The sequence below is a fragment of the Rhizobium sp. USDA 4016 genome, assembly GCF_056279705.1.
In genome coordinates this window covers 1,579,112-1,605,364 of record NZ_JBWCCY010000004.1, presented here as the reverse complement: position 1 = coordinate 1,605,364, position 26,253 = coordinate 1,579,112, and the positions used below count along the sequence as shown (strand labels likewise).

24 protein-coding genes are annotated in these 26,253 nt (G+C 61.4%); 4 read left to right on the top strand and 20 right to left on the bottom strand.

The features are described from left to right. From ACZ9DP_RS23030 to ACZ9DP_RS23020, 3 genes are all read right to left on the bottom strand, one after another. On the bottom strand, positions 1-918 hold the full coding sequence (locus tag ACZ9DP_RS23030; protein WP_074068607.1) for a carbohydrate ABC transporter permease: 918 nt from the start codon (positions 916-918) through the stop codon (positions 1-3). A gap of 12 nt (positions 919-930) precedes the next feature. Further along, positions 931-1,821 carry a carbohydrate ABC transporter permease gene (locus tag ACZ9DP_RS23025; protein WP_074068610.1) on the bottom strand — a complete coding sequence of 297 codons (891 nt, stop codon included), beginning with the start codon at positions 1,819-1,821 and terminating at the stop codon, positions 931-933. Positions 1,822-1,919: 98 nt separating this feature from the next. Continuing rightward, a complete protein-coding gene (locus tag ACZ9DP_RS23020; RefSeq protein WP_074068612.1) occupies positions 1,920-3,155 on the bottom strand; it encodes an ABC transporter substrate-binding protein in 1,236 nt (411 codons plus the stop codon). Positions 3,156-3,611: 456 nt separating this feature from the next. Here ACZ9DP_RS23020 and ACZ9DP_RS23015 point away from each other — a divergent pair, with 456 nt between their 5' ends. Then, complete coding sequence (locus tag ACZ9DP_RS23015; RefSeq protein ID WP_074068614.1) at positions 3,612-4,652, top strand: LacI family transcriptional regulator; 1,041 nt, start codon at positions 3,612-3,614, stop codon at positions 4,650-4,652. Between the two features lie 428 nt (positions 4,653-5,080). Here ACZ9DP_RS23015 and gndA read toward each other — a convergent pair whose 3' ends face one another. Further along, positions 5,081-6,532 carry an NADP-dependent phosphogluconate dehydrogenase gene (gndA, locus tag ACZ9DP_RS23010; protein WP_476203683.1) on the bottom strand — a complete coding sequence of 484 codons (1,452 nt, stop codon included), beginning with the start codon at positions 6,530-6,532 and terminating at the stop codon, positions 5,081-5,083. Between the two features lie 158 nt (positions 6,533-6,690). On the opposite strand from gndA, the gene ACZ9DP_RS23005 reads away from it, so the two are divergent. Both ACZ9DP_RS23005 and ACZ9DP_RS23000 read left to right on the top strand, forming a co-directional pair. After that, complete coding sequence (locus ACZ9DP_RS23005) at positions 6,691-7,089, top strand: SRPBCC family protein (protein WP_074068619.1); 399 nt, start codon at positions 6,691-6,693, stop codon at positions 7,087-7,089. 3 nt (positions 7,090-7,092) lie between these two features. Continuing rightward, positions 7,093-7,449: a VOC family protein gene (locus ACZ9DP_RS23000; protein ID WP_476203682.1), complete on the top strand. Its 357-nt coding sequence runs from the start codon at positions 7,093-7,095 to the stop codon at positions 7,447-7,449. A 9-nt stretch (positions 7,450-7,458) separates the two neighbouring features. On the opposite strand, the gene ACZ9DP_RS22995 is transcribed toward ACZ9DP_RS23000, so the two are convergent. From ACZ9DP_RS22995 to ACZ9DP_RS22935, 13 genes are all read right to left on the bottom strand, one after another. After that, a complete protein-coding gene (locus ACZ9DP_RS22995) occupies positions 7,459-8,166 on the bottom strand; it encodes a PAS domain-containing protein (protein ID WP_476203681.1) in 708 nt (235 codons plus the stop codon). A gap of 189 nt (positions 8,167-8,355) precedes the next feature. Then, the gene (locus ACZ9DP_RS22990; protein ID WP_476203680.1) at positions 8,356-9,291 is read right to left on the bottom strand and encodes a lipid A biosynthesis lauroyl acyltransferase; all 936 of its coding nucleotides are present in this window, start codon (positions 9,289-9,291) and stop codon (positions 8,356-8,358) included. A 4-nt stretch (positions 9,292-9,295) separates the two neighbouring features. Further along, entirely contained in the window at positions 9,296-10,324 is a 1,029-nt protein-coding gene (locus tag ACZ9DP_RS22985; protein ID WP_194729904.1) for a zinc-binding dehydrogenase, read from the bottom strand. A gap of 54 nt (positions 10,325-10,378) precedes the next feature. After that, entirely contained in the window at positions 10,379-11,665 is a 1,287-nt protein-coding gene (locus ACZ9DP_RS22980; protein ID WP_194729905.1) for a beta-ketoacyl-ACP synthase, read from the bottom strand. Between the two features lie 11 nt (positions 11,666-11,676). After that, a complete protein-coding gene (locus ACZ9DP_RS22975; RefSeq protein ID WP_476203679.1) occupies positions 11,677-12,882 on the bottom strand; it encodes a beta-ketoacyl-ACP synthase in 1,206 nt (401 codons plus the stop codon). Beyond that, complete coding sequence (locus ACZ9DP_RS22970; protein WP_092585369.1) at positions 12,879-13,361, bottom strand: 3-hydroxyacyl-ACP dehydratase FabZ family protein; 483 nt, start codon at positions 13,359-13,361, stop codon at positions 12,879-12,881. The genes ACZ9DP_RS22975 and ACZ9DP_RS22970 overlap by 4 nt, the downstream gene beginning before the upstream one ends. 114 nt (positions 13,362-13,475) lie before the next feature. Next, on the bottom strand, positions 13,476-13,793 hold the full coding sequence (locus ACZ9DP_RS22965) for an acyl carrier protein (RefSeq protein WP_022715027.1): 318 nt from the start codon (positions 13,791-13,793) through the stop codon (positions 13,476-13,478). A gap of 152 nt (positions 13,794-13,945) precedes the next feature. Further along, positions 13,946-14,926: an adenosylcobinamide-phosphate synthase CbiB gene (gene cbiB / locus ACZ9DP_RS22960; protein WP_194729907.1), complete on the bottom strand. Its 981-nt coding sequence runs from the start codon at positions 14,924-14,926 to the stop codon at positions 13,946-13,948. Then, a complete protein-coding gene (cobD, locus tag ACZ9DP_RS22955; RefSeq protein WP_476203677.1) occupies positions 14,923-15,924 on the bottom strand; it encodes a threonine-phosphate decarboxylase CobD in 1,002 nt (333 codons plus the stop codon). The genes cbiB and cobD overlap by 4 nt, the downstream gene beginning before the upstream one ends. After that, positions 15,921-17,228 (bottom strand): cobyrinate a,c-diamide synthase, encoded by a 1,308-nt coding sequence (locus tag ACZ9DP_RS22950; RefSeq protein ID WP_476203676.1) that lies wholly within the window; start codon positions 17,226-17,228, stop codon positions 15,921-15,923. The genes cobD and ACZ9DP_RS22950 overlap by 4 nt, the downstream gene beginning before the upstream one ends. Continuing rightward, positions 17,225-18,067 (bottom strand): uroporphyrinogen-III C-methyltransferase, encoded by an 843-nt coding sequence (gene cobA, locus ACZ9DP_RS22945; protein WP_476203674.1) that lies wholly within the window; start codon positions 18,065-18,067, stop codon positions 17,225-17,227. Before cobA ends, ACZ9DP_RS22950 begins: the two co-directional genes overlap by 4 nt. Positions 18,068-18,252: 185 nt before the next feature. Continuing rightward, the gene (locus ACZ9DP_RS22940; RefSeq protein WP_476203673.1) at positions 18,253-19,203 is read right to left on the bottom strand and encodes a nucleoside hydrolase; all 951 of its coding nucleotides are present in this window, start codon (positions 19,201-19,203) and stop codon (positions 18,253-18,255) included. Between the two features lie 70 nt (positions 19,204-19,273). After that, positions 19,274-19,693, bottom strand: coding sequence for a cobalamin biosynthesis protein (locus tag ACZ9DP_RS22935; RefSeq protein ID WP_476205459.1), 420 nt, complete (start codon positions 19,691-19,693; stop codon positions 19,274-19,276). Positions 19,694-19,793: 100 nt separating this feature from the next. Between ACZ9DP_RS22935 and ACZ9DP_RS22930 the strand changes: the two genes are divergently transcribed. Then, positions 19,794-20,606 carry a TSUP family transporter gene (locus tag ACZ9DP_RS22930; RefSeq protein ID WP_476205458.1) on the top strand — a complete coding sequence of 271 codons (813 nt, stop codon included), beginning with the start codon at positions 19,794-19,796 and terminating at the stop codon, positions 20,604-20,606. Between the two features lie 7 nt (positions 20,607-20,613). On the opposite strand, the gene cobO is transcribed toward ACZ9DP_RS22930, so the two are convergent. The 3 genes from cobO to cobW are packed head-to-tail and all read right to left on the bottom strand — an operon-like array spanning position 20,614 to position 26,253. Next, positions 20,614-21,246, bottom strand: a complete 633-nt coding sequence (gene cobO, locus ACZ9DP_RS22925) for a cob(I)yrinic acid a,c-diamide adenosyltransferase (RefSeq protein WP_194729912.1) — start codon at positions 21,244-21,246, stop codon at positions 20,614-20,616. An 18-nt stretch (positions 21,247-21,264) separates the two neighbouring features. Further along, entirely contained in the window at positions 21,265-25,194 is a 3,930-nt protein-coding gene (gene cobN, locus ACZ9DP_RS22920; protein WP_476203671.1) for a cobaltochelatase subunit CobN, read from the bottom strand. A gap of 9 nt (positions 25,195-25,203) precedes the next feature. After that, complete coding sequence (cobW, locus tag ACZ9DP_RS22915) at positions 25,204-26,253, bottom strand: cobalamin biosynthesis protein CobW (RefSeq protein ID WP_476203670.1); 1,050 nt, start codon at positions 26,251-26,253, stop codon at positions 25,204-25,206.

The window sequence follows — 26,253 nt, the reverse complement described above, 5'->3', positions numbered from 1 at the left end:
TCAACCTTTCACTGCGCCAGCGGCGATACCGCGGACGAAGAGACGTCCGGACACGAAGTAGACGATAAGCGGCACCGCACCGGTGAGCAGCGTTGCGGCCATGTTGACGTTGTATTCCTTCACGCCCTGAACGGCGTTGACGATGTTGTTGAGCTGCACCGTCATCGGGAAATTCTGGTTGCCGGCAAAGATCACGCCGAACAGGAAGTCGTTCCAGATACCGGTGATCTGGATGATCATCGACACGACGAAGATCGGCAGCGACATCGGCAGCATGATGCGGAAGAACACCTGCCAGAACCCTGCCCCATCCACACGCGCAGCCTTGAAGAGTTCGGGAGGCAGTGATGCGAAATAATTTCGGAAGAGCAGCGTGTTGATCGGCATGCCGAAGATCGTGTGCACCAGGACGACGGCCCAGATGGTCGAGAAGATGCCGAGCTCGCGCATGATGATGACGAGCGGATAGAGCATCACCTGATAGGGGATGAAAGCGCCGAAAAGCAGGATCGTAAAGAAGACTTCCGAACCCTTGAAGCGCCAGTAGGACAGGCCGTAGCCATTCACCGAGGCGATCGCCACGGAAATAATGACGCTCGGAATGGTGATCTTGACCGACTTCCAGAAGCCGACGCTGATGCCGGAGCAATCAAGGCCTGTACAGGCCTGGCTCCATGCCTTGACCCAGGGCTCGAAGGTGATCTGCACCGGCGGAGCGAAGATGTTGCCCATGCGGATTTCTGTCATGTCCTTGAGGGAGGTCACGACCATCACATAGAGCGGCAGAAGATAATAAAGCGCGGCGACTGTCAGGATGCTGTAGAGGATGATGGTCGAGGGCGCGAACATGCGACGCGGCCTTGCGCCTGCCGGCTCGACGACGCTGGCGATGCTGTTGGTGGTGGTGGCTATGGCCATGATCGTGCTCCCTCAGGATCGCTTCTGGCGGAACTCGGCGAGAGCCCACGGAACCAGGATGATGAAGACGGTGACGAGCATCACGGTCGAAGCCGCAAGGCCCTGCCCGAGATTGGCGCGCTCGAACATGAACGAATAGACGTACTTGGCGGGCACTTCCGATGCAAAGCCGGGTCCGCCCTGCGTCATTGCGACGACCAGGTCATAGACGCGTACGATGCCGGAAGCGACGATCACCAGTGTGGTGACGAAGACGCCGCGCATCATTGGAATGATGATGAAGAGGTATGTGCGCCACGCCGGAATGCCGTCGACGCGCGCCGCCTTCCAGATTTCGGAATCGATGCCGCGCAGGCCGGCAAGCATCAACACCATGACCAGCCCCGTCCCCTGCCAGAGGCCGGCGATGACGAGCGCATAGATGACGGTATTCTTGTCGCCGAGCAGCGCGAGGCTGCCCCCCGGAAGACCAAGATCGTTCAAAACCTTCGGCACTCCGAGGCCGGGATCGAGAATCCACTGCCAGACGAGCCCCGTCACGATGAACGACAGGGCGAACGGATAGAGAAAGATCGTGCGGAATGTGTTCTCGAACCTGATCTTCTGATCGATGAGAACAGCCAGCAGGAAGCCGATGATGAAGACGAATGTCAGCACGCAGACGCCGTAGGTGGCAAGATTGAGAACCGATTGGTTCCAGCGCGAATTGCCGAAGAGGCGGCTGTACTGGTCAACGCCCACGAAATCGCTCGTCGGTAGCAGCCGCGACGACGTGAACGAGTAGAAAACGGTCCAAAGCGTGCAACCGATGAAAATCACGATGACGGTCAGCATCATAGGGATTGCTGCGACCTTCGCATTGAGGTTGCGCAATAGGCCAAACGGCCGGCCGGCATGAGCCATCAATACCTCCTGTTGGCGGTCAGGGGCGCGACCAGACTGGAAAGCTGTGTCCGCTCGCGCCCCACAAAACCGTCTCAGTTATGAGAGCGTCTGTGGCCTTACTGGGCCTGCGAGATGATGTCGGCCTGACGATCGATTGCATCGTCCACAGACATCTTGGAGCTGAAGAATTCGAGCGCGAGATCCTGCAGCTGGCCCTGCGTATCGGAATCGAGCATCTGCTCGGTCGAAGGCAGAACGTTGTTGAGGTCCGACAGGATTTCGATGCCCTTCTTCATGCAGGCGTTCGCAGCTTCGAGATCGACGTCGCCTCGAACCGGCAGCGAACCCTTGACCAGATTGAATTTGACCTGGACTTCCTTAGAGAGAAGCAACTTGGCAAGTTCAAGCTGCGCCTTGGTGATTTCCGGATTGCTGTTCTTCGGGAAATAGAAGGCGTCGCCGCCCGTATCGAGCTGCGCATTGAAGCCGAGACCGGGCAGGCAATCGTAGTCGGTGCCGGCAACCTTCTTCGCGACGCCGAATTCACCCTGCGCCCAATCGCCCATGATCTGAGCGGCAGCCTTGCCCTCGATCACCATGTTGGTGGCAACGTTCCAGTCGCGGCCGGAATAAGCCGGATCGACCATATCGCGGGCTTGGGCGAATGCGGTCCAGACCTTCTTGTTCTGATCGCTGCGAACGGCCTCTTCGCTCTTCTTGTCGTTGATCTGCAAGTAGAGGTCTTTGCCGCCGATGCCGGCCTGCATGACGTTGCGGATGCCTTCGACCTGCCACGGGGCGCCGGTGGCGAGCGGCGTGATGCCCTTCTCCTTCAGCTTCGGCGCGTCGGCTGCGAGCTCGTCCCAGTTTTTTGGAACAGCCATGCCGTTGTCTTCGAAGACGTGGCGGTTGAGCCACATCCACTGCCAGGAGTGGATGTTGATCGGCACGCAATAGATCTTGCCTTCATAGACGCAGGCGTCGAGCAGCTTGGCCGGACGGATGACGTCCTTCCAATGTTCCTCCTCGGCAAGGGGCGTCAGATCCGTCATGAGGCCTGCCTTGATGAGTTCCTCGGCGTCGCGGCCGGTGTTCATCTGGGTAGCGCCCATGGGGTTGCCGCCGAGAATTCGACTAATGATGATCGGGTTGGCGGTGGTGCCGGAACCGGCAATAGCGCCGTCGACCCACTTGTTGCCACTCGCATTGAAGCTGTCGGCAAGGACCTTGACGGCGGCAGCTTCACCGCCGGATGTCCACCAATGGGTGACTTCGAGATCGGTCGCGTTGGCCGCGCCAAGCGGCAGCACGACGGAAGCGGCAAGCACAGCCGCCATCGAACGAAAATTCATGAGTTCTCCTCCCTCACTGAAACGTTGCCGGAAAAACTTAGTGCAATCGACATTTAGGCGCAACAGCCCGCTGTCAAAATTCTATGCGAAACTCGCCATTGCTACCCATGCCTGTTCTTGCTTCACAACTCCGCGACATATGGCGTTAGGTTGGGCATTCAAGATTGCATGATGACGAACGGAGCAATGTATTGATATTATATGTTAATTTCCATTATGGCGTATGTCGTCTGAAGAAATCGCCTTCGCAATTGCAAAGATCCAAGCTTGAAACCGCAATTCAACCTAAGCGTCTAGTGATGGTGCGAACATCATAAAAAGTGCTCGACATTTCCACTGTATCGTTACAGATTTAATGGCTCAAGTGAGGAGTGTTGTTCAGCGGGGAATGTGCTTACGGCTTTACGAAAAACATTCTATAAGCGGACCGAAATCGCGCGAGGGTGACATAAAGGGATGGAAAACAAGGGAAATTCCGGGGGAGCGGCAGCGGCTATCCAGCGCGAACGGCCGACGCTGAAGACAATCGCCTTCATGACGGGCCTGGGCATTACCACGGTTTCGCGCGCACTCAAGGACGCACCGGATATCGGCGCGGAGACCAAGGAGCGCGTGCGTATGGTCGCCCGCCAGCTCGGCTACCAGCCGAACCGCGCCGGCGTACGCCTCAGGACCGGTAAGACCAATGTCATCGCGCTCGTTCTTTCCATCGACGAAGAGATCATGGGTTTCTCGAGCCAGATGGTCTTCGGTATTTCCGAGGTGCTGACCGGCACGCCGTACCACATCGTCGTGACACCGCACTCGCACAGCAAAGACCCGATGCTGCCGGTGCGCTACATCCTGGACACTGGCTCTGCCGATGGCGTCATTATTTCCCGCATCGAGCCCGACGATCCGCGCGTGCGGCTGCTCGCCGAGCAGAACATGCCCTTCGCGACGCATGGCCGGACAGATGCGGGACTGGTCCACCCCTATCACGATTTCGACAACGAATCCTTCGCGCACGAGGCGGTGAAGAGGCTCGTCGAGCGCGGCCGCAGGCGCATCGCTCTGCTCCAGCCGGCGAGCAAGCTCACTTACTATGCCCATACGAGGATTGGCTTCCAGACCGGTCTTCACGACTATGGCGCCGAGGAAGTCCCCCTGCGCGTCAACACCGACACGCCGCTGGAGGAGGTCAAGACCGCGGTCGAAGCGATGATGCGCATGCCGAACGCGCCCGACGGCATCGTCTGTTCGGCCGGAAGTGCCGCTATTGCCGTCAACGCCGGCATCGAGGCGACAAGTAAGCGCGTCGGCTACGATATCGACATGGTTTCAAAGCAGTCCGCGCCGATCCTGAACTGGATCAGGCCCGAGATCATCACCGCCAATGAAGACGTTCGCCACGCCGGCCGCGAACTGGCCAAGGCCGTCATCGCCCGCATCGATGGCATTGAGCCGGAACTGCTGCAGAGCATCAGCAAGCCGGTCTGGCCGGACGATCGCAGATAGGCGGTCACGTTTCCTGGTGCAGATGCGCCGAATTATCCTTCTTCGCCGCAGTTCGGCACGGAAAAGCTGGCGCGCGCTTTTCGCGGAGTTATCCGATGCGGCTATCCTGGCTGGACACTCCCTCTCCCGCCTCAGTGGTTAAGGGTGAACGCTGCTCGCGGCAACTTGGAGTGTGTTGAGACGGTGCCAATACTTCTGGCAATCAAGCTCACCTAAGGCGCAAGATCGCACGGCGCGACCCTCAAGGCTGATGGCATGTCGTTTTTCCTCGCTCCTCACCGACTGACTTGATGAGGCCGCAGGAAAGCAAATGTGGAAGAGACCACGGGAAGCGGACAAGCAGTGCGCAGCTCCATGATCCTGCTTCGGTATGTTCAAAATAAAATAAGCCCGATCGAAACCGGGCTTTTTCCTTGTTCGATCGATACTCAGAACGTCGAAGCGCCGCTGCCCCATGGGCCATGGTGGAAATCCTTGCCATCGAGGCGGTCGAAGCCGTGGGCGCCGAAGAAGTCGCGCTGGGCCTGGATGAGGTTCGCAGTGCCGCGGCCCTGGCGGTAGGCGTCGAAATAGGTGAGCGCCGAGGTGAGCGCCGGAACCGGCAGGCCGGCCGCAAGTGCTGCCGCAACGACGCGGCGAAGCGACGGGATCGATTCCTTGACCATTTCGGAGAAGGCCGGCGTGACGATGAGGTTTGCCGCATCCGGCGCCTTGGTGAAAGCGCTGGTGATTTCGTCCAGGAACTGCGAGCGGATGATGCAGCCGGCCCGCCAGATCTTGGCGATCACCGGCATCGGTAGCGACCAGTTGAACTCGCGGGAAGCCTCCGCCATCACGGCAAAGCCCTGCGCATATGCGCCGATCTTGGCGGCAAACAACGCCAGTTCCAGATCCTTGTCGAGGTCCTGACCGTAGGCGATCGGGAAATCGTATTTCGGCTTTCCGAAGATTCTCTCGGCGGCTTCGCGCTGGTCCTTCATCGAGGAGATGCTGCGGGCCGCAACGGCAGCTTCGATAGCGGTCGCCGGAATGCCCATGTTCTGTGCTTCGATCGCCGACCACTTGCCGGTGCCCTTCTGGCCGGCCTTGTCGAGGATCATGTCAACCATCGGGCCCCCGGACACGGGATCGGTCGCCGCCAGCACCTTTTCGGAGATTTCGATGAGGTAGGAATTCAGGCGGCCCTTGTTCCATTCGCCGAAGATGTTGCTGATTTCGCCGGCGCTCTTGCCGAGGCCGTCGCGCAGGATGCCGTAGATTTCGGCGATCATCTGCATGTCGGCGTATTCGATGCCATTGTGGATCGTCTTGACGAAGTGACCCGCACCATCGTTGCCGAGCCAGGCGACGCAGGGATCGCCGTTGTACTTGGCGGCAATCGAGGTCAGAACCTTCTCAACGCGCTTCCAGGAGTCTTCGGTACCGCCGACCATGATCGACGGGCCGTGGCGGGCGCCTTCTTCACCGCCGGATACCCCCATGCCGATGAAGGTCAGCTCGGTATCCTTGAGGCGGTCGAAACGGGCGATCGTGTCACGGAAATTGGCGTTGCCGGCATCGATCATGATGTCGCCTTTGGAAAGGTGCGGCCGCAGCGCTTCCATCTGCTGGTCGACAGCCTCGCCCGCCTTGATCATGATGATGATCGGACGCGGCGGGCGGATGGCCTCGACGAATTCCTCGATGGTCTTGCAGGGGACGATCTGCTTCTTGAGATCACCGGCGCTTTCGTAGAACTCGTCCGTCTTTTCGGGAGTGCGGTTGAAGACTGCAATCTTGTTGCCTTTTTCCGCAATGTTGAGTGCCAGGTTGGAACCCATGACGGCAAGGCCGATCAGCCCGATTTCTGCCTTTTCCACGATACACCTCCGATGAGTCATTTTGGACCGGTGTTGTGGCACTCTCCGGGAAAAACGGCAAGTCTGGAAGGACGCCGATCAGTTCGGCAGCGCACAGTTCGGAGGCTGACCGGCCGTTTCTTCAATACGCCGCCTTCCTGTCTGCTATTATCGGCGGAGGAAACACCAAGGAAAATCCGATGAGCACCCTGCCTGCCAAAATTGTTCACTGCTCGATCAATCGGTACTGGAAGGAGGTCTACGACTTTGCCGGCAAGCCGGAAAACATGTCGCTCTGGGCCTCGGGGCTGGCCTCCGGCCTCGAACCGCAAGGAAGCGACTGGATCGCGCACGGTCCTCTGGGAACGGTGCGTGTGAGCTTCGTCCCGCACAACGAGTTCGGCGTCATCGACCATACGGTAACAATCGAAAGCGGACTACGGGTCTACAACGCGCTGCGAATCGTGCCGAACGGCGACGGCTGCGAGGTGATGTTCACGCTGTTGAAACAGCCAGGCATGACGGACGACCAGTTCGCCGCTGATGCCGCCCATGTGCAGAAGGACCTCGGCGCCTTAAAATCGCTGATGGAGATATAACCGATGGAAAAAAGCGCAAACGACCTGAAGATCGACTACATTGAATTCAACGTCGCCGACATAGCGGCGGCAAAGGCCTTCTACGGTAACGCATTTGGTTGGAGTTTCACCGATTATGGCCCCAGCTATTGCGAATTCAATGACGGCCGCCTGACGGGCGGCTTCACAAATATCCAACCGCCGCGCCCGGGTGGTGGCCCGCTTGTGATCCTATACGCCGACAAACTTGAGGAAGCGCTGGAGAAGGTCGAACAGGCCGGAGGCAAGATCGTAAAGCCGATCGCCGCCTTTCCGGGCGGCCGGCGGTTTCACTTCCTTGACAAGGATGCCTACGAACTGGCCGTGTGGAGCAAGTCTTAAAGCCGGAAGCTAGGCAGCGATTGTCGAGATCGCATCGGCAGATTCCAGCACGACAAGCGCACCTAGAACTTGCCCGGACAGGTCGCGCAACGGCGACATGCGGCAACGCGTGCGCCTGCTTTCACCGCGCTGTTCGTAGTTGTATTCGACATGCTGCCCCGCGAAGCAGGCGTCGAAGTTGGCTTTCGCTTGTGCCACGAACTGTTCCTCGCCGATGAATTCCATCACGTGGCGGCCGATCATGTCGATCGGCCTTCGTCCGAAATATGCACAGTTCACCGGATTGGAATAAAGATACCGGTAGTCGCGCGTGAGCACCGCAACACGATCCGGCAACGTCTCAAGAATCGCCGAATTGAGAAAATTCCCGTTGTCGACATTGGGCACATAGGCCTTCGGTGCAGGTAGCGGCAATTCCCGCGGCAACGCGAAATCCGCACGCGGCAGCGCGCCGAAATAGCGCTCCAAAAGGGAGATGAGCATGGCTGAGTGATGGCTGACGCTGGCAGCGTCATCGGCATCCTGCTGCAGCAGATAGCCGACAAACTGAAGCTGCATGTACATCTCCATCAGGTTGGACGCGTGATGGTCCACAATTGTTTGGACCAAAAGATCGAGACCACCATCAAGAGTTGCAACACGCCGATCGTCGCCAAGACGAATTGCCTCTTCGATCTGCGAGCAGCGTGATGAGAAAGCTTGCAAAAGCTCGAGCAAGGCGCCTCCAGATCCCTTATTCTCCAAAGGGATTCACATTCTCCTCGCTTTGGCAGAATTCAACGCATATGACGTAAACATGAATCCCGCTACTCGCCCTAGTAGCGACGGATAACATGATTAGGATTCACGTTCAACGTGGACGGCACATGGGTTTTAGTGGATGAGATATGAGAGGTTGAAAGCCCTTCACTTAAGAACTTCGTGCTTTACCTTCCACCGGTCGTGGTACCAGAGCCATTGGGCCGGGTATTCCCGCACCCAGCTTTCGACCTTGTCGTTCAGCATCTGAGCGGTCGCCGTCAGGTCGAGATTGCCCTTCTCGTCGCGCGGCATGTCCAGCTTCGGCTCGATCTCCAGCCGATAGCGGTTGCCGGGAAGCCGGATGCAGCGCGCGGGATAAACCTCGCAGTTGAACTGGCGGACGAGTTTCGGCAAGAGCGGGTTCGTCTTCGTGTCCAGGCCGAAAAAGGTGGTCTTCAGCCCTTTGCGGAACTTCTGATCGACGAGAACGCCGACACCCTGCCCGGCTTCGAGCTGACGCGCCAGCGCAAAGGCCGAGCCGGCATGCGACGGCACGAGCTTGCCCATGCGGGCGCTGCGGAAATCGAAGACCTTCTGGGCGACATAAGGATTGTTCGGCGGACGGAAGAGAACCGTCACATGCAGACCGAAGGCAGCGCTGCTGACGGGCAGGAGTTCGAAATTGCCCGTATGCGCCGTAAAGACGATGAACGGCCGGGGATTGTCCCGCAGGTCGAGGAAGATCGGGATGCCCGAGACCTCCACCCTGCCCGGATCGGTCCTTTCCGGATCGAAATCGAACAAACGGTCCAGAAAGACGTATTCGGCGGCGAGCCTTCCCATATTGCCCCAACTCGCCAGGGCGATTTCTTCTAGCTCGGCCCCACCCTTCTCGGGGAAGGCGTTGCGCAGGTTGAAGAGCATCAGCTTGTGGCGCGACGTGTGCGGACCGATCTTGCGGGTCAGCCAATCAGCAAATCGGATCGCGCTATCTGCCGGAAACAGCTTCAGGAGATTCATGAAGCCAAAGGCCAGCTGAGCGATCAGCCATTGGCGGAAATGCTCGAGCTTCAGAACGATCCGGGTGAGGAAGAGCTTCACCGGTTCAGTCCATCTTCAGGATGATCTTGCCGAAGATCTGGCGGGATTCCATGCGTTCGAGCGCACGGTCGATATCGTCGAAGCTGACTTCGGTGTCGATGACCGGATGAACGAGGCCGCGGCCCATCTTCTGCATGGCATTCGCCATATTCTCGATGCGGCAGCCGAAGGAGCCGAGCAGCTTCAGCTGCTGCTGGAAGAGCATCATCAGGTTCATGTCGGTGGAAACGCCCGACGTCGAGCCGCAGGTGACGAGGCGGCCGCCGCGCTTCATGCACAGCATCGAGCCCGCCCAGGTGTCCTTGCCCACGTGTTCGAAGACGACATCGACGCCCTTTTTTTTCGTGAGCTTGCGCACGACGCCCTCGAAGCGGTCCTTGCGGTAGTTGATGACGTGATCGGCGCCGAGCGCCTTGGCCTTCTCGATCTTGTCGTCCGAGCCGACGGTGGTGATCACGGTGCAACCGATCTTCTTGGCGAGCTGGATTGCCGCCGTGCCGATGCCCGAACCGCCGGCATGCACGAGGATCGTCTCGCCGGGTTCGAGCTTGGCATTGTCGAAGAGCATGTGCTCGACGGTCCCGAAGGTGACGGGCGCCAGAGCCGCGCCGATGGCATCGACGCCGGGCGGTGCCGGAACGAGCAGGCGGGCCGGAAGGTTCACCTTCTCCTGCGCAAAGCCGTCAAGATGGAAGCCATGGACGCCGGAGACGTGTTCGCAGAGATTGTCGCGGCCTTCGCTGCACGGACGGCAGAGACCGCAGGTGCGCGCGCCGTAGATTGCGACCAACTGGCCGGGCAGGACATTCGCGACGCCCGGGCCGATCGCCTCCACGACGCCCGAGGCCTCCGCGCCGATGACGAGCGGCATCTTGCGCTTGGCGAATGCCATGCCGCGCCAACCCCAGACGTCGATATGGTTGAGGGCGACTGCCTTGACCCGCAGCGTCACCTCACCGGCAGCCGGAGCATCCGGTTCCGGCAGATCGGTGATCTCAAGCTTGCGGTCATCGATCAGTTGCAAAGCGCGCATAAAAAACCTCTCGCCTCGAAGGCGTCTTCTCTCTCTTATTTTGTCGGCAACCGCTTAAGCCGGTTCGAGCGCCATGACAAGGCTGGCGTTCTGCCCGCCGAAGCCGAAAGAGTTCGAAAGCACGGCGGAGACCTGCTGTTCGCGCTTCTTGTTCGGTACGACATCGAGAACGATAGATGGATCCGGGTTGTTGTAGTTAATCGTCGGCGGCAGCGTGCCGGTGAGCATGGTCTGCAGCGAGAACACCGCTTCGACCGCGCCAGCCGCCGTCAGCGTATGGCCGATCATCGACTTGTTGGAGGACAGCGGAATGGAGGCCATGCGCTCGCCGAAGACGGCAAGCATCGAGCCATATTCCATCTTGTCGTTTTCCGGCGTCGAGGTGCCGTGAGCATTGATGTAGCCGATGCCGCTTTCATCGATGCCGGCATCGGCAAGCGCGGCACGGATCGTCGCGATCGCCGGGCCGCCATCCGGCGACGAACGGGTGCGATGGAAGGAGTCGGCCTTTTCACCCGCGCCCTTCATGATGCCGAGTACCTTGGCGCCACGCGCGACAGCCGCTTCCAGTGATTCGAGGACCAGCGTCGCTGCACCTTCGGCGATGACGAAACCGTCGCGATCCTTGCTGAAGGGCTTGGAAGCCTTGGTCGGCGGATCGTTCTGCGTCGACAGCGCGGAAAGCAGCGAAAAACGGATGAGCGCTTCGGCGCTCAGCGAACCATCGGTCGCAACCGCAAGGGCGCGATCGGTACGACCCTGGCGGATCGCCTCGATGCCGAGCTGGATCGCGGTGGCGCCAGAAGCACATGCGGTCGAAAGCGTCACCGGCAGCCCGCGCGTGCCGAAACGGTCGGCCAGACGCTCGGAGATCGCGCCGAAGAGTGCTGCTTCATGGAAGGCGGCATCCGTGCGCTGGCGCATCGCGGCCAGGAACCGCTCGTAGGCATCGCCCGGGTGCTCGGACGGCGGCGAACGGTCGGCGAGATCGAAGCGGGCGCTCCATTCCGGCTCGATCGGCGGCGCGGCGAGAAAGAGCGGACCGTTGAAATCGCCGGAGATACCGGCATCGCAGAGCGCTTCAACCGTCGTTTCGCGGGCGAAGGCGTAGGAACGCTCAACGGCGTTCGGCACCGGGATGTCGATGAAATCAACAGTGCCGGCAATGCGGGTCGAGAGCCCGTCGGTCGGAAAGCGCGTGATGCCGTGGATCCCGGAAGTGCCGGAGGTCAGCGCCGCCCAGTTGTCCTTGAGCCCTTGGCCGAGCGAGGTGATGATTCCCATACCCGTGACCGCGACGATCGGGCGGCCGAGATGATCCTTGTAAGTCGCTTCTGTCATTTGATCACTCCTCACGCATCCGCGGAAAGAACGGCGACACCCTCGCCGCGCTGGTGGCCGACTGCGGTGACGACAGCGGCCGTGGTACTCGCGCTCATCGGTTTTTCGTGCGCGGCATCGAAAGGCGGCACCTTCGCTTTGCTGTCGACGGCGAGTGCCGCAAAAGCAAGTCCAAGGGTAAACTGCGCTTCGATGGCATGGCCGGACACGCCGCCGAAGCCGCGGACGACCGCGCCCGGAAGCTGATGCTCCAGAACCGCCTTTTCGCGCTCTGCCAGATCATGCATGCCGGTCGAGCCCGAGAAGATCGCAGTCGTTTCCGGCGCAAGCTTCTTGGCCGGCTGCAGCAGGCGCTCGAGACGAACCTCAAGGTTTCCGGCATTCCGGTTACCGCGGTCGCCCTCGATGGAATCGATCCTCGCATAGATATGCGCCCCCCGCGCTTCCGCGTGCTTGCGCGATTCCAGAACGAGAAACGCCCCGGCCGAACCCAGGATCATGCCGCCGCCTTCGGTATCCTTGCGCGACCAAAGCGGCGCCCATTTGCCCTGCAGGTGAGCGCCGATCGATTCGGGCAAAAGGATCATGTCCTGACGCTCGGCGGCAAAGGCGCCGCCGACGAGCGCATGCGAGGATTCGCCCGACTTGATCCGGTAGAATGCGGTTTCGACGGCGGAGATGCCTGCAGCCTCCTCGCCCATGAACGTCCGCGAGGAACCGGTGACCTTATGGACGATCGAAATATTGCCGGCAAGGAGGTTGGAAAGCTGCGCCAGGAAGAGCGTCGGGCGCAGTTCCGTGGTCAGCTTCTCGTTGAGTAAGAGCTCGCGATCATTGCGCTTCAGGCCCTCGTCGACGATCAGCGTATCGACATTGATGTCACGCTCACCGCCGCCGGCGGCCACGATCATGTCCATCCTGCCGCAGGTTTCCGCATTCTCCTTGAAGCCCGCGTCATCGAGCGCCAGGCCGGCGGCAAAGACGCCAATGCGCTGCCAGTTCTCCATCTGGCGCTGGTCGCCGCGCTTGACGATCTGCTGCGACCAGTCGATTTCCGGCAGCGGATGCACCGGATAGGGCTTGAATTTTTCAGTCTCGATGATCGGCTCCGGCGCTCGACCTGCCGTCAAGAGCGCGACATGCGCATCCTTGCCGACGCCCTGACAAGTGACGATACCGACGCCGGTGATGACGACATCATTTTGAGCCTTGCTCATCCCTTTACTCCCTGCGCGGCGATCGCATCCATCAGGCCGACCTCGCCCGCGCGCTTTTTCACGATATCGCCGAGCGGAACCTCGCTGAAGGGCATGGTGCGCAACTTCAGTTGCGCATCGCAGACCTTCTTGCCGCCGCTCGTGATCTTTGCCTTGGTCACGGCAAAACCGGACCCGTCATGCTCCAGAAACGCCTCGATGTCGAGAACCGCCTCTGGCTCGACGAAGGTTCGCATCTTGGCGCCATCCACCGACATCAGGAACGGCATCGCGGCAAAATCAGTCGCGGCCAGCACCAGCATGCCCGAGGCCTGCGCCATGGTTTCAATGAGAAGCACGCCCGGAACGAGCGGCATACCCGGAAAATGGCCTTCGAAGACGGGGCTTTTCGCCGGCACAACGGAACGCGCCTTGAGCACACCCTTTTCGAGGTCGACCGCTTCCACGCGGTCAATCATCTGGAAATATTCCAGCAGCATCGGATCCTCCGGCCCGGCGGGAAAGCGAGCGCCGGATACGCCTAGTTAGGAACAAAACCGCCCGGCCGCTACGGTTCGCAGAGGCAGGGCGGAGAAAAAAGATAGCTGTGTCGCTCAGGCCTTAGCGGCGCGAAGCTCATCGATCTTGGCACAGAGGTTCTTCAGCACGAAATATTCCTCGGTGGAGACCTTCCCCTCGTTGACTTCCTGCGTCCACTTTTCGAGCGGGATCTTGATGCCGAATTCCTTGTCGATGGCGAAAACGATATCGAGGAAGTCGAGGCTATCGATACCGAGGTCGTCGATCGTATGGCTCTCCGGCGTGATCGTCTCGCGATCGATCTCGCTGGTTTCTGCAATGATGTCGGCAACTTTATCGAATGTAGCGGTCACGCGCTGTACCTCTTTCAATGACGAATTTATCCCCCTCATAGGCAAATCCATTTCAAAAGCCAATGCTTTCGCATGATCTGCTTTCAAATTTGACGGGCAACTGTTGCCGAAACAGCAATTCGCATAAAGGCTCGGAACACCAGGCCAGCATTCTTATCTGGATAGCGCCGCAACTCTCCTGCGAAGCACAGTCAAAGCAGAGCGACGAATGCCAGAAACACGGCGATCGCCAGTATCATGCAACTCGCATTGAATACTGCGATCCCGTCTTCGACGTCCTTGACGGTGGCGGTGCCGCGGCCCGCGCCGTTGATCATCGGTTCGCTGACGACAATGCCGGAATAGACGCGCGGACCTGCCAATTGAACATCAAGTGCACCGGCCATGGCCGCTTCCGGCCGGCCGGAATTCGGTGAGCGATGCAGACCGCCGTCGCGGATCGCAACCTGGAAGGCCTCGCGGCTGGCGCTTGCGCCGCGCCGAAGCCAGGCGCCAGCGGCAATCAGCACGATGGCAAGACGGGCGGCCGGCCAGTTCGCCAGATCGTCGAGGCGAGCCGAGGCCCAGCCGAAATCGATGTACTTGTCCGACTTGTGTCCGATCATCGAGTCGGCGGTATTCAGCATCTTGTAGAGGAAGAGGCCGGGCAGGCCGAGGACGACATACCAGAGCGCCGGTGCAACGACGCCGTCGGAGAAGTTTTCGGCGAGGCTTTCGATCGCCGCACGGCAAATGCCCGGCTCGTCCAGTGTTTCTGGATCGCGCCCGACAATGCGGGAGATGGCCTTGCGACCGCCGACGATCCCCTCGCCGCGCAAGGCTTCCGCCACCGCAGACACGTGATCCGCAAGGCTCTTCTGCGCCAAGAAGATCGCGACGCAGGCAACTTCGAGAAGAATTCCCACAAAGCCGAACAGTCCGAAGAACCAGTGCAGCACGAGCCCGGCGGCGGCGCTGAACGCCAACAACACCGTGATCGAGACGGTGCCGTTCAGCCGCCGCTCGGCCTTCGTCAGCGTCTCGCTGTTGAACTGCCGGTCGAAATTGGAAATCGCTTTGCCGAAGAGGACGACGGGATGCGGCAGCCGCGACCACAGCCAATCCGGATCGCCGACGATCCGGTCGAGAAGGAGCGCCAGCAACAGCACGAGGAGATTTTCGTCGATCGTCATCCGTCAAAACTTTCCAAAGCGACCAAAAGCCTGTTGTCGGCGGCGAAATCGGGCGGGAGGCCGAAACGCAGCCATTCCGGCGCATAGTCGAACTTGCGGACGAGAATATGGTGGCGGCAGAGATGCGTGTGAATGCGGCCTGCGCGGCTGTCTTCGACGAGCGAAAAGAGCCGAGTTCCGCCGGTCATTTCCAAACCGGCGCCTTTCAACACGCCCTCCAAGGCATCCTGGCGCTCGGCGATCCTGCGGATGATCGGAGCCGTATCCGACCGCAGCAAGGACGCGGCAATCGACAGCGCCGGGCCGGAGACCGCCCAAGGGCCGAGCCAATCCTCGAAACGTGCGCGGATATCGCTTGCAGTCACGACGAAGCCGAGCCGCAGACCTGCGAGTCCGAAGAACTTTCCGAACGAACGGAAGATGACGAGATTTGAAAACCGCGATGCCAGAGGCACGAGACTCAAATTCGGCTCAGCATCGCCGAAGGCTTCGTCGACGACGAGACAGCCGCCCTGCCCTTTCAGCCGGTCATGCAGCGCGGCTAGCTCGTCCGGCTTATAGCTTTGGCCATCGGGATTGTTCGGATTGACGACGACGGCAAGCGCGTGCCGGTCGTCGACAGCCCCGATCCCATCGACCGCATCCACGATAAAGCCGGCTGACCGGAACGCCTTGTCGTATTCGCCATAGGTCGGCGAGACGATCGCGATTCGCCTGCCGGGCTCGACCAGTCTGGGCAGAAGTTGGATCACCGATTGCGTGCCTGGAACAGGCAACGGCAGGAGATCGCCGCTGCGGTAATAGTCGCGGGCAGCGGCAACGGCGGATTGCACCAGATATTTGTCCGGCAGGCGATGCCAGGATTCAGCAGGAATGTCCGGCAGCGCCGCCGGGCACGGATTGATGCCGGTCGATAGATCAAGCCAATCCTGCGGCCTTCCGCCAAAGGCAGCGGCGGCGGCCGAGATCCCGCCGCCATGCAGGATCGCAACACTCATGCGGCGGCTCCGGCAAGGTCGATCAGATGCATATAGGACCCAGCGATCTGGCCGCGGCGAAGGCCGGCTTCACCGAGACCGATGCCGAGAGCATCGCTCACCGTGAAGAGCCTGTCGGCGTCGCCTTCGCGAACGACAGTGGAGTAATGATATTCATGGGCCGTCATGGCATGGTCGAAGAATGCCCCGTCGACCGGCTGAACGCGGCGATAGCCGAGATGCCGGCTGCGCTCTTCGTAGCTGGTCACAAGCGGCAGCAGGCCGAGCATCTCGTGCCGCGTGCCGCCGGCATCGATCAGCCCGTCGCCAAGAACCATGTAGCCGCCGCACTCGCCGTAAATGCGCGTGCCGCGTCCTGCAGCCTCGATCATCGCCCGACGGAAATTCTGCGCACCCGCGATCTCTCCGGCATGCAGTTCCGGATAGCCGCCCGGCAGATAGATCGCGTCGGCATCGGCAGCGGGTGCTTCGTCGGCCAGCGGCGAGAAGAAGGCGATCGTTGCCCCGCGGCGGCGCCAGCCGAGCAGCATATGTTCGTAGGAAAAGGCAAAGGCGATGTCGCGGGCAACGGCAATCCGGCTTCCGAGCGGCGCCAGCCGATGGATATTCGCCGCCGAGGGAACGTTGAGACCCTGGCGCGCGGTGCGCAGAAGAAACTCGAAATTGCACTCGTCGGATACGGCTTCGGCAGCATGCTCGATAAAGTCCTCCAGCCCCTGATGCTCGCCCGCCTGGACGAGGCCCAGATGCCGCTCCGGAAGCGCCAGTGTCTTGTCGCTGCGCATGACCGCGATGACCGGCATGCGGATCGCATCGAGCGCCTGGCGCAGCATCGTCTCGTGCCGCTCGCTGCCGACCTTGTTGAGAATGACGCCGGCGATGCGGACATCGGCGCGGAAGCTCGCAAAGCCGCTGACGAGCGGCGCGACCGAATGCGACATGCGCGAAGCGTCGACAACGAGCACGACGGATAGGCGAAGCATGGCGGCGAGATCGGCCGCGGTCCCCTTGCCGTCGGCCGCACCGTCGAAGAGGCCCATCATCGCCTCAATGACCAGGATGCGATCGCCGGACCGGTGCAGCGCGGCATTGGCGGAAATCAACTCGGGCCGCATGGCCCAGGCGTCGAAATTCAGGCAAGGCGTGCCGCTGGCGGCGGAGTGAAAGGCGGGATCGATATAGTCCGGGCCGGCCTTGCCGGGAGCGACCGCAACGCCGCGGTTGCGAAGCGCCCGAAGCAGGCCGAGCGTGATCGTAGTCTTGCCGGAGCCGGAGGACGGCGCAGCGATCAGCAACCCGCTCATGCCGTCACCTTCCCTCCGGTGCGGCGAAACGGATCGGGCTGTAGCCTGCGCCCCGCCAAAGCACCCAGCCAATCGAGCGACGGGCGCAATCTCACGACCTCGCCGACGACGACAATTGCAGGCGGCTCCAAGCCGGACGCCGCGACGGCGGCCGGTGCTTCGCCAAGCGTCGTTTCCAGAACCTGCTGCCCGCTGGTTGCCGCGTTGCAGACGAAGGCGACCGGCTCCGACGGATTGCGGCCCGCCGTGATGAGGTTGGCGCTGATCTGGGCGATATGCTTCATCGCCATATAGATGACGATCACCGGCGAACCGCGGCCGATCGCCTCCCAATTGATCGCATCCGGCACGATGCCGGAAGAATCATGGCCGGTGAGGAACGTGACCGCATGGTTGATGTCGCGGTGGGTGACTGGAATGCCAGCATAGGCGAGCCCGCCGATCCCGGCCGTAATGCCCGGCACGATGCGGAACGGGATGTTGTGCTCGACCAGCGTCAGCGCCTCTTCGCCGCCACGGCCGAAGACGAAGGGATCGCCGCCCTTCAGCCGCAGCACGCGTTTGCCGGAGCGCGCAAGTTCGACCAGGCGAAGCGAGATATCCCGCTGATTCGCGGAAGGCTTGCCGCCTCGCTTGCCGGCATATTCGAGAACGGCATCGGGCCGCGCGAGCCTCAAGCATTCCTCGTTCACCAGCGCGTCGTGAATGATCAAATCGGCTTCCGCCATCGCCTTAGCGGCAAGCAGCGTCAGCAGGCCAGGATCGCCCGGCCCGGCGCCGACGAGCCAGACGCTGCCCGGCTCCAGCGCCGGCAGATGGGAGAATGCGCTTTCGATCATTCAGGTGATCTATGCCCGGCAGCAGGCAAGGTCAACGGCAACGGTGAAAGCCGACCACAGGCTGCCGGGTGAAAACTGACTCAATTTTGGAAAGGGTTGAATCCGAACTTAAGGAAAGCAAGCCATCCCATTGATCGGATTCAGCAAGAACCGGCCGGAGGAGACGCCGGCCGGTCGGCAATTCATCAGGCGCGCAGCAGCGTCTCGCGAACGAGGCCGATCACCTTTTCCGACTCGACGCCGGTGCAGACGATCTGGCTCGGCAGGCCGTCCCAATCGCCGGGCGGGAAGCGGCGGCCGTCCGGCTTCACGATCGTCTGGCCGTCGGCAATACCGCCACAGACGACGCGAATAGAACCTGTGATGGTCGAAAAGAGTTCCGGCGCCACGACATAGACGCAGGCGCAGCTGTCGTGGACCATCATTCCGTCATCGACCGCATGCGCGTAGAAATCGATGTAGAACTGCGAGAGATCGTTCAGCAGTTTGACGGCCCTGTCGCCCTCTGCGGCGGCAGCGGCGAGATAGCGCCGGCTCATGGTCGTGACCGCGGTCACGTCGAGGCCGATGACCACAACCTTCCAGGGAGCGGTCAGGACGATGTCGGCAGCTTCCGGATCGCCGTGAATATTGGCTTCTGCGACCGGCGAGACATTGCCCGGCACATAAAAATTGCCGCCCATGATGACGACGGCCTTCACGAGCTTGGCGATCTCCGGATCTTCCTTCAGGGCCAGCGCAAGGTTCGTCATGCGGCCGACGGCAACGAGCGTCACCTCGCCCGGATTGGCGCGCACGGTGTCGACGATGAACCGGTAGGCCGGGCGCGGATCGAGCGGCACATCGACCGATTCCGGCACGTCGATATTGCCGAGGCCATTGTCGCCATGCACGAAGGTCGGCCAGTCGATCTCCTTGCGCGACGGATCGATCGTCGTACCCGTACCCTTGGCGACGGGGGCTGAAATATTCCATTCGCGCTTCAAAAACAGCGCGTTGCGCGTCGTCGCTTCGATCGAGGCATTGCCGAAAACGGTCGTGATGCCGATCAGATCGACGTCGGGGTGACGATGCAGGAAGAGGAGCGCCATGGCGTCATCGACGCCCGGGTCCGTGTCATAAATGACCTTGTGCATGAGATTTCCTTTTATGCTGTTCGCCGCGTGCCGGAAAACGCCTCGCGAAGTGGCGACACCATAGCGCCCGTTATTCTTTCTGCAACCGCATGCGGGCGATCGCCGCAGTTGCCTGCGCAGATTTGATCTTGGGCACCGCAAGCTCTGCGTTGCGGCCGCAAGCGGCAAGCGCAGCGGACTCGGCAACGCCGTGGCAGCCGACCCGGGCAAAGACGATGTCGGATGGATTCTTAAGGCGCGGCGTCTCTTCCTCAAGGCGTGCGGCACTGAAAAACAGCATCGGCACGCCGAAATGCCTGGCGGCCTCGATAATAGCAGGCTCCCCGGCCCGGCCGTCGATCGACGCGATCGCGGCGAGTTCACCGGGCGCCAGACCGCCCAGCCACAAAACCTCGGCCGCAAGCGCCATGACTTCGTCGGGCGGCGTGCCGCGCTCGCAACCGAGGCCGAGGACATGGCGGCGTGAAATATCGAACGTGATCCCTGTCATCGGCCCTATTTTGAAATGCATGCGTGTCCTTCCAGCCATTGCAGCCGGAAGCCGGAAATGCAACATGGCGCGGACTTCAGTCCTGCCTTCGAGTTCCGCCGTGTCCGATATCGCACCCCATCTTCTTCTTCTCCTCTGCCTTGCCGGCTTTTTTGCCGGCTTTGTCGATGCCATCGCCGGCGGCGGCGGGCTCATTACCGTCCCGGCGATGCTGATCGCAGGGATTCCGCCGCTCCAGACGCTCGGCACGAACAAGGTACAATCCGTTTTCGGAGCAGCGTCCGCGACGATCGCCTATGCGCGCAAGGGCCATGTGAACCTTCGAGAACAACTGCCGATGGCCATGATGGCGGCTATGGGCGGTGCGCTCGGTGCGGCCCTTGCGACGATCGTGCCCGGCGATGTCCTGCGCGCCATCATGCCGGTGCTGCTTATCGCGATCGCGCTCTATTTCGCCTTCAAGCCAAACCTCAACGACCTCGATACCCACCGCCGCATCACGCCTTTCGTCTTCGGCATGACCTTCGTGCCGCTGATCGGCTTTTACGACGGAGTTTTCGGCCCGGGCACGGGTTCCTTCTTCATGCTTTCCTTCGTGACGCTTGCAGGTTTCGGCATGCTGAAGGCGACGGCGCATACCAAGCTTCTGAACCTTGGCTCGAATACCGGCGCGCTCATCGTCTTCGCCTCCTTCGGAGCAACCCTCTGGACGGTCGGGCTGATGATGGGTGTCTGCCAGTTCCTCGGCGCACAGGTCGGCTCACGGCTTGCGATGCGCACCGGCGCCAAGCTCATCAAACCACTGCTCGTGACGGTTTGCATCGCGTTCACGATCAAGCTTCTGTCCGACCCGACGAACCCTCTCCGCCTCTGGAGCCTGGCAATGGCCTCCGATTACCTGCCGGGAGATTGATCCGCCATCAGAACTCCACGCCGGGCTGTCCCTTGATACCGGAGCGGAACGGATGCTTGATCAGCTCCATTTCCGTGACCAGATCGGCGATCTCGATCAGCTCGTCCTTGGCGTTCCGGCCGGTCAGCACGACGTGAGTCATATAGGGTTTCTCGGCCTTGAGAAATGCGGCCACCTCGTTGACGTCGAGATAGTCATAGCGGAGCGCAATATTGATCTCGTCGAGCAGCACCATGGAATTGCGCTCGTCGCGGATCAGTTCCTTCGCCTTCTCCCACGCAGCCCTCGCCGCTGCAACATCGCGCGCGCGGTCTTGCGTCTCCCAGGTGAAGCCTTCGCCCATGGTATGAAACTGACAAACGTCGGAGAAATGCTTCTCGATCAGGTCGCGCTCGCCGGTCCACATCGCGCCCTTGATGAACTGCACGACGGCAGACGGTTTGCGGTGGGCGATATGTCGGAAGATCATCCCGAAGGCGGCAGACGACTTGCCCTTGCCTTTTCCGGTATGGACGATGATCAGGCCTTTCTCGTCGGTCTTCGTGGCCATGATCTTGTCGCGCGCGGCCTTCTTCTTGGCCATCTTTTCGGCGTGACGTGCATCGTCCTTCTCGCCGCTTTCCACTGCTTCTTCGCTCATTGTTCTTCCCTCTAAACCTTATGCCGTTTCTGTGTGATGTGACGGTGCGAGATCGAAGCGCGCCGAATTGCTGCGCGGCGTCCAGAGCCTGCGCTCGATCGCTTCGAGCAGCCGCTCCTTCATGTCCGCAAGCGCCGCCGGGTTCTTCTCCGCCATGAAATCGCGGACTTTCGGATCGGCGACGAAGGCCTGGTAGACGGCCTCGAAATGGTGGTTGCCGACGGCACCCGTCGTCGCTGCAAAAGCGAAGAGGTAATCGACCGTCGCGGCGATCTCGAAGGCGCCCTTGTAGCCATGGCGCATGACGCCATCGATCCATTTCGGATTGACCGCACGCCCGCGCACGACGCGACCGATCTCCTCCTCCAGCGAGCGGATCACCGGCTTTTCGGGCCGCGAGTGATCGTTGTGGTAGATCGCGGGACGTACTCCACCCAGTTGTTCGGCCGCGGCCGCCATGCCGCCTTCGAATTGGTAGTAATCATCGCTGTCGAGCAGGTCATGCTCGCGGTTGTCCTGGTTCTGCACCACGGCCTGGATGGAGCGCAGGCGCTCCTCGAAGACGCCGCGTTCGGCCCTGCCTTCCTCCGCCGCGCCGTAAGCATAGCTGCCCCAGACAAGATAGGATTCCGCCAGATCGGCCCGCCGCTCCCAGCCCTTTTCGTCGATCAAAGCCTGCAGGCCCGCACCATAAGCACCAGGTTTGGAGCCGAAGATGCGGTAGCCGGCGCGTTTCTGTGCGGATGCCTCATCGAGGCCGGCTGCGGCAAGGCGCGCGGCTTCGCCGCGCATGCGGGCGGCGATCGGGTTGTCGGCGGCATCTTCATCCAGAGCACCTACAGCGCGGATTGCCCTGTCAAATAGCGCGATCTGTTCGGGAAAGGCATCCCGGAAGAAGCCGGAGATGCGCAGCGTCACGTCGACCCGCGGGCGCCGGAGCAGCGCAGGCGGAATGATCTCGTAGCCGGTGACGCGCCGCGAGGTCATGTCCCAGACCGGCTTGACGCCGATCAGCGCCAGCGCTTGCGCGATATCGTCGCCGCCGGTGCGCATGTTCGATGTGCCCCAGGCCGTCAGCCCGAACGAAACCGGCCAGTCGCCATGGTCTTGAACGTAGCGCCGGACGAGCAATTCGGCGGATTTTTTTCCGAGTTCGAAGGCTGCAGGCGTCGGAACGGCACGGCTATCGACTGAGTAGAAATTCCGCCCTGTCGGAAGCACGTCCGGCCGCCCGCGCGTCGGCGCGCCGGAAGGACCGGGAGCGACGAAGCGGCCGTCGAGACCGCGAAGAAGGCCCGCGATTTCAGCCTTGCCGCAGGCGAGGATGGAAGGCTTCAGGCGGGTTTCGATCTCGGTGAGAACCGATTGGGTTGCCGGCCAGTCCGGCGGGCATGGAATTTCACCGGCGACCAGTTCTGCGGCAAGCAATTCGATGCGCTCGACGGTGTCGCCGTTGGTGCGCCAGGGGGTATTGCAGGTCTCTACCAACAGCGAGGGCCGCGGACCGAGCCAGGGCGCCGACATATCGCAATCGAGGGGGTCGAAGGCTAGCGACTGTCCCCCAACGGAGAGAAGGTGGCCCGAAGGGTCGGACGAGACGCAGGGGGCGGAATGTTCGGCCTGGCTGGCGCCTGCTCGTTCGCTCCTTTTGTCGCTTACCCCCTCATCTGTCCTGGCGGACATCGTCTCCCCGCGCAGGAGAAGAGGGAACCCAAAAAACGCATCTGCCGCAATCGCCCGGTGCAGGCTGGCATCGCCCCGCTCGCCCAGACTGCGCGGAACGCGGGCCAGTGCCACCGTGAGATCAGTCAGTAACCGGCCCTGCGGCGCAACACCGAACACATGCAGGCCATCGCGAATCTGCATTTCCTTCAGATCGCAAAGATAGGCGTCGAGCTTCTTCAGCGCCTCGTCCCCGCTCTCGCCTTTGGCGATCCCCGCATCCCGGTCGAGACCAATATCGGCGACGAGATCAAGGATCTGCTTGGCGAGCAGCCGAATGCGCCGCGGGTCGCCGCCAAAGGCCTCGTAATACTCGTCGACCAGCGCTTCCAGGTCCTTCAACGGGCCATAGCTCTCGGCCCGCGTCAACGGCGGCGTGAGGTGATCGATGATCACGGCACTCGAGCGCCGCTTGGCCTGCGTGCCTTCGCCCGGGTCGTTGATGATGAAGGGATAGAGATGTGGCAGCGGGCCGAGGATCGCTTCCGGATAACATTCCGGAGACAGCGCCAGCGCCTTGCCCGGCAGCCATTCCAGATTGCCGTGCTTGCCCATATGGATCACGGCATCGGCGCCGAATTCCTCGCGGAGGAAGGCATAGAAGGCGAGATAGCCATGCGGCGGCACGAGGTCCGGTGAATGGTAGCTTTCCTTCGGATCGATGTTGTAGCCGCGTGCAGGCTGGATGCCGATGAGGAGATTTCCGAAGCGGGTGAAAGGCAGGGCGAAACTGCCGTCTTTGAAATAGGGATCGGACGCCGGGTCCCCCCAGCGGGCGGCAATCTCGTCTTGAATCTTTTTCGGAAGAGATGCGAAAAACGCTTTGTACCCATTCAAGCAAAGCGTCTCGCGGATCACCTTGCCATCGTGTCCGGAATTGGTCGGCCCCTCGGCGAGGTGCCGCATCAGCGCATCGCCATCAGCCGGGAAACCGGAAACTGCGTAACCTGCATCCCGCATCGCCTTCAGCACTTCGATCGTGCTGGCTGGCGTATCGAGGCCGACGCCGTTGCCGAGGCGTCCGTCACGGTTTGGGTAGTTTGCAAGCACCAGCGCGATGCGCCGCCCCGCAAGCTGCCTGTTTCGGAGGCGCGCCCAGTTGGCGGCGAGTTTCGCCGTATAACGCATGCGATCGGTATCCGGCTCGCTGGCGACGATATTGGCCTCGACGGCCGCGTCGTAACGGGCGGCAGACTTGAACGAAACGGCCCGCGCCAGCACGCGGCCATCGACCTCCGGTAGCGCGACGTTCATGCCGAGATCGCGGGCGGAAAGGCCTTGCGATGACGAGGCCCACGCCTCCTTGGATGTGGCGGAGAAAATCGCCTGGAGAACGACGGCGCCGTTTGTTTCAAGCACGCTCGGCGCGCGATCGGCGCCGGGCGCAGACACGGCAAAGCCGGTGGTGTTGATCACCACCTCGGGCGGCGCTTCTGCAAAGATGCGCTCGAGAATGCCGGTCGACAGCGGATCCTTGAGGCTATAGGCGAAGATCGGCAGAGGGCGCAGGCCTTCCGCCGCCAGCGCTTCGATGAGCGCTTCGACGGGGGCCGTTTCGCCGCTTTGCACGAGCGCGCGGTAGAAGCTGATGGCGACGGTGGGTTTGAATCCGGCCTCTTCCTTCGAGTTTGGGATACCGCACGCGGAAACAACTTTCCACTCCTCAACCCCAATCACACCTCGACCCGGCCACCAGATACCCGCCTTCATCAGCGGCGCAGCCGCGCCCGGCTTCTCATCGCCGGAGAGCATCGCCGTCGCGTAATCGAGAAAGCTTCGCGAATTCCCGTCGCCGCCTTCGATCAGATAAGCCCAGAGCGCGTTGAGATCGTTGAGCGGCACGTTCGAAAATGGCGTCAATCCGGCATCCGGCTTCGAATCCCCAGGCAGCACCGCAATCATCGCACCATGCCGCGCCGCGCAGGCATGCAGCGCCTCCAGCGCGTAGTGGAAGTAGCTCGCGCCCCCAAGCGCCCGGACGATGATCAGCTTTGCGCACCTCGCCGTGCGCTCGACATAGGCATCGACGGACATTGGGTGCTTGAGGCTCATCAGGCTGGCGAGCCGGAGCGTGAAAGGCCTTCCGCCTTGCGCGTGAGCCGCGGCGATCGCCGCAAGCTCCGTATCCGCCGCAGACAAAAACAGGATATCGGCGGGCGATTGGCCGAGGTCGATCGCCTCGTCGCCGTCGCTGATCGTTCCTCTCTGGGCAAGAAGCAGATGCATGGCCGAGCCTTAGACGAGTGCCTGGATGGCCTTGCGGACGGTGTTCTGATCCATCTCGTGCAATCCGATCACCACAAGCCGTGTGCCGCGCGCTTCGCCCGGCGCCCAAGCGCGGTCGAAATACTGGTCGATACGGCTGCCGACGGCCTGGACCTGCAACCGCATCTGCTTACCCGCGACATCGGCAAAGCCCTTCAAGCGCAGAACATCGTGCTCGGCAATCACGCCTTTCAGCTTCTCGGTGAAGCCTGCCGGATCGTCGATCGGGCCAAGGTCGACCACGAAGCTGTCGAACTCGTCGTGATCGTGCGGCGTGCCGTCCTCATGCTCCAGCTCGTGATGAGACTTGCGGTTGCCGATGTCCTCTTCAGTACCGATGCCGAGGCCGAGCAGCACGCTTGCCGGAACCTCGCCGTTCCTCGCCTCGATCATCGCCGGCTTGCGGGCGATGCGGGAGGCCACTTCGTGGCGCACGCGGCTGAGCCCTTCGCCGTCAAGGAGATCGGTCTTGTTGAGCACGATGAGGTCAGCGCAGGTCAGTTGGTCCTCGAAGAGTTCTTCGATCGGGCTTTCATGATCGAGCGAGGCGTCGTCTGCGCGGCGCGCATCCACCGCATCGTGATCGTCGGCAAAACGGCCGGCCGCGACGGCCGCGCTGTCGACGACGGTGATGACGCCATCGACGGTCACTTCGCTGCGGATATCCGGCCAGTTGAAGGCGGCAACGAGCGGCTGCGGCAGGGCAAGGCCGGAGGTTTCGATGACGATGTGATCCGGACGCTGGGCGCGCTCGAGAAGCTTCGTCATCGTCGGAATGAAATCGTCGGCAACGGTGCAGCAGATGCAGCCGTTGGTCAATTCGATGATATCGTCCTCAGTGCAGTTTTCCGCGCCGCAGCCCTTCAATACATCGCCATCGACGCCGAGATCGCCGAACTCGTTGATGATCAGCGCGATCTTCTTGCCGCCAGTGTTGGAAAGCAGGTTGCGGATCATAGTCGTCTTGCCGGCGCCGAGGAATCCGGTGATGACGGTTGTGGGGATCTTCTGCTGGCTCAT

Coding starts and splice junctions, on each gene's coding strand:
- ACZ9DP_RS23030 (WP_074068607.1), bottom strand. CDS start 918: ATGGCCATAGCCACCACCACCAACAGCATCGCCAGCGTCGTCGAGCCG.
- ACZ9DP_RS23025 (WP_074068610.1), bottom strand. CDS start 1,821: ATGGCTCATGCCGGCCGGCCGTTTGGCCTATTGCGCAACCTCAATGCG.
- ACZ9DP_RS23020 (WP_074068612.1), bottom strand. CDS start 3,155: ATGAATTTTCGTTCGATGGCGGCTGTGCTTGCCGCTTCCGTCGTGCTG.
- ACZ9DP_RS23015 (WP_074068614.1), top strand. CDS start 3,612: ATGGAAAACAAGGGAAATTCCGGGGGAGCGGCAGCGGCTATCCAGCGC.
- gndA (WP_476203683.1), bottom strand. CDS start 6,532: ATGACTCATCGGAGGTGTATCGTGGAAAAGGCAGAAATCGGGCTGATC.
- ACZ9DP_RS23005 (WP_074068619.1), top strand. CDS start 6,691: ATGAGCACCCTGCCTGCCAAAATTGTTCACTGCTCGATCAATCGGTAC.
- ACZ9DP_RS23000 (WP_476203682.1), top strand. CDS start 7,093: ATGGAAAAAAGCGCAAACGACCTGAAGATCGACTACATTGAATTCAAC.
- ACZ9DP_RS22985 (WP_194729904.1), bottom strand. CDS start 10,324: ATGCGCGCTTTGCAACTGATCGATGACCGCAAGCTTGAGATCACCGAT.
- ACZ9DP_RS22980 (WP_194729905.1), bottom strand. CDS start 11,665: ATGACAGAAGCGACTTACAAGGATCATCTCGGCCGCCCGATCGTCGCG.
- ACZ9DP_RS22975 (WP_476203679.1), bottom strand. CDS start 12,882: ATGAGCAAGGCTCAAAATGATGTCGTCATCACCGGCGTCGGTATCGTC.
- ACZ9DP_RS22970 (WP_092585369.1), bottom strand. CDS start 13,361: ATGCTGCTGGAATATTTCCAGATGATTGACCGCGTGGAAGCGGTCGAC.
- ACZ9DP_RS22965 (WP_022715027.1), bottom strand. CDS start 13,793: ATGAGGGGGATAAATTCGTCATTGAAAGAGGTACAGCGCGTGACCGCT.
- cbiB (WP_194729907.1), bottom strand. CDS start 14,926: ATGACGATCGACGAAAATCTCCTCGTGCTGTTGCTGGCGCTCCTTCTC.
- cobD (WP_476203677.1), bottom strand. CDS start 15,924: ATGAGTGTTGCGATCCTGCATGGCGGCGGGATCTCGGCCGCCGCCGCT.
- ACZ9DP_RS22950 (WP_476203676.1), bottom strand. CDS start 17,228: ATGAGCGGGTTGCTGATCGCTGCGCCGTCCTCCGGCTCCGGCAAGACT.
- cobA (WP_476203674.1), bottom strand. CDS start 18,067: ATGATCGAAAGCGCATTCTCCCATCTGCCGGCGCTGGAGCCGGGCAGC.
- ACZ9DP_RS22940 (WP_476203673.1), bottom strand. CDS start 19,203: ATGCACAAGGTCATTTATGACACGGACCCGGGCGTCGATGACGCCATG.
- ACZ9DP_RS22935 (WP_476205459.1), bottom strand. CDS start 19,693: ATGACAGGGATCACGTTCGATATTTCACGCCGCCATGTCCTCGGCCTC.
- cobO (WP_194729912.1), bottom strand. CDS start 21,246: ATGAGCGAAGAAGCAGTGGAAAGCGGCGAGAAGGACGATGCACGTCAC.
- cobN (WP_476203671.1), bottom strand. CDS start 25,194: ATGCATCTGCTTCTTGCCCAGAGAGGAACGATCAGCGACGGCGACGAG.
- cobW (WP_476203670.1), bottom strand. CDS start 26,253: ATGAGCCAGCAGAAGATCCCCACAACCGTCATCACCGGATTCCTCGGC.